Below are 2,396 nucleotides of genomic sequence, written 5' to 3'. Positions count from 1 at the left end.
AGGCCGCGCACGCCGTGCCGCCCGTCGTCCTCGACTACCTCGCGCTCGTCGACCCCACCGACTTCACCGAGATCCCCGACACGCCGCCCGCGCAAGCGACCGCCACCGCCGACACGCCGCCCGTGCGATCGGAAGCCGTCCTCGCCGTCGCCGCCCGCGTCGGCGCGACGCGCCTCATCGACAACCTCCCGCTGGCCCCGGCCCCCGGGCCCGCACATCCTCCCGCCCCCGGAGCCAGACCATGAGCACCGCACAGTCCCCGATACCCCCCGCGACCCTGCGCCTCCCCGCGCCCGACCCCGGCTGGCGGCGCGAGGCCGACGTCGTCGTGGTCGGCTCCGGCGTCGCCGGGCTCACCGTCGCGCTGCGCTGCGAGGCGGCCGGGCTGCGCACCGTCGTCGTCACCAAGGCGCGCCTGGACGACGGCTCGACGCGCTGGGCGCAGGGCGGGATCGCCGCCGCGCTCGGCGAGGGCGACACGCCCGGGCAGCACTTCGACGACACGCTCGTCGCGGGCGTGGGACTGTGCGACGCCGACGCCGTGCGCCTCCTCGTCACCGAGGGCCCGGGCGCCGTGCGCCGCCTCATCGCGACGGGGGCGCGCTTCGACACCGAGGACACCGAGGAGGGCGGTACGGAGATCGCCCTCACCCGCGAGGGGGGCCACCACCGCCGCCGCATCGTCCACGCGGGCGGCGACGCGACCGGCGCCGAGGTCTCGCGCGCGCTCGTCGAAGCCGTACGCGCCAAGGCGATCCCGACCATCGAGAACGCCCTCGCCCTCGACCTCCTCAAGGACGCCGAAGGCCGCACGGCGGGCATCACGCTGCACGTCATGGGCGAGGGCCGGCACGACGGCGTGGGCGCCGTCCTCGCCCCCGCCGTCGTCCTCGCGACGGGCGGCATGGGGCAGGTCTTCGCCGCGACGACGAACCCGCCCGTCTCGACCGGCGACGGCGTCGCCCTCGCGCTGCGCGCGGGCGCCGAGGTCAGCGACCTGGAGTTCGTCCAGTTCCACCCCACCGTCCTCTTCCTCGGCCCCGGCGCCGAGGGCCAGCAGCCGCTGGTCTCGGAGGCGGTACGGGGCGAGGGCGCCCACCTCGTCGACGCGGACGGCGTCCGCTTCATGACCGGGCAGCACGAACTCGGCGAACTCGCCCCGCGCGACGTCGTCGCCAAGGCCATCACCCGCCGCATGCGCGAGCAGGGCACGACGCACATGTACCTCGACGGCAGGCACTTCGGCGCGAAGATGTGGGAGAACCGTTTCCCCACGATCCTCGCCGCCTGCCGTGCCCACGGCATCGATCCCGTCACCGCGCCGATCCCGATCTCGCCCGCCGCGCACTACGCCTCGGGCGGCGTCCGCACCGACACCGAGGGCCGGACGACCGTGCCGGGGCTCTACGCCTGCGGAGAGGTCGCCTGCACGGGCGTCCACGGCGCCAACCGGCTCGCGTCCAACTCGCTCCTCGAAGGACTCGTGTACGCGGAACGCATCGCCGCCCACCTCATCGCGGGCCACGCCACGGCGGCGGAACGGAGCGGCACCGCGGAGGACCGGCGGGAGGACGGACGCGCACCGGTCGGCGGAGCGGTGCGTGCCGAGGTCCTGCAAGCCGCGGCGGACCGTCTCGCGGTGCAGCGCGCCATGAGCGAGGGCGCGAGCGTGCTCCGCTCCGCCGCCTCGCTCCGCACCACCGCCGAAGCGCTCGACGCGCTGCGCGCCCGCGCCGCGGAGGCCGAGCCCGCCGAACCCGGTGTCGACACCTGGCAGGCCACCAACCTCCTCACCGTCGCCCGCGTCCTCACCGAGGCCGCGCTCGCCCGCGAGGAGACCCGCGGCTGCCACTGGCGCGAGGACCACCCCGAGCGCGCCGACGCCACCGGCGCGCGGCATATCGTCGTCACCCTGGACGCCCCGACGCACACCCCGCGCCTGCGCCCCACGGACGGCACCACCTTTCCGCCCACCCGCCCGCACGACTGACCGCCCTCACTCGTACGGGTGAGACGCCCGCCCGACCGGGGCGCCCCCGCCCGCCCGCGCCCGGCCCCGCGCACCCCGGACCGATGGCGTAGCGGCCCGTACGCCCGGACGAGCAGCCGACCGTCCGTGCGACCGCGTACTGTCCGTACGCACGCACGTACCCGCGACCGCCGGACCGCCCCGCCCGGCGGTCCGGGCGGTCACACTCGTACGTACCGCACGACGCGCACCCCGGGCACCACGCCGGGCCACGCGCACCACCCGCGGGCGCGACCGCGGCGCCCGCACGACCCCGTACCACCCGTACCGCACCAGGAGCCCCGACCGTGAGCACCAGCCCCGAGCAGCCCGAGCCGACCGAGCCCACCCCCGCAGCCGTGCTGCCGCTGCTGCCCGCCGACGACGC

The 2,396-nt window shown here is 76.9% G+C and carries 1 protein-coding gene and 1 pseudogene; both read left to right on the top strand.

Going from position 1 to position 2,396, the window contains the following annotated elements:
• Positions 1-245 (top strand): annotated as a pseudogene (locus tag G3I42_RS14630) (pantoate--beta-alanine ligase); the annotation flags it as partial.
• Positions 242-1,990 (top strand): L-aspartate oxidase, encoded by a 1,749-nt coding sequence (locus tag G3I42_RS14625; protein WP_164286076.1) that lies wholly within the window; start codon positions 242-244, stop codon positions 1,988-1,990. The pseudogene G3I42_RS14630 and the gene G3I42_RS14625, both read left to right, overlap by 4 nt.
• Positions 1,991-2,396 lie beyond the last annotated feature (406 nt).

The sequence above is a fragment of the Streptomyces sp. SID11385 genome (genome assembly GCF_010548245.1).
Lineage (GTDB): Bacteria > Actinomycetota > Actinomycetes > Streptomycetales > Streptomycetaceae > Streptomyces.
This window is presented reverse-complemented; position numbering and strand designations above follow the sequence as displayed.

Bases quoted from the DNA above. Each gene is read 5' to 3' on its own strand.
- G3I42_RS14625 (WP_164286076.1), top strand. From the start codon at position 242: ATGAGCACCGCACAGTCCCCGATACCCCCCGCGACCCTGCGCCTCCCC.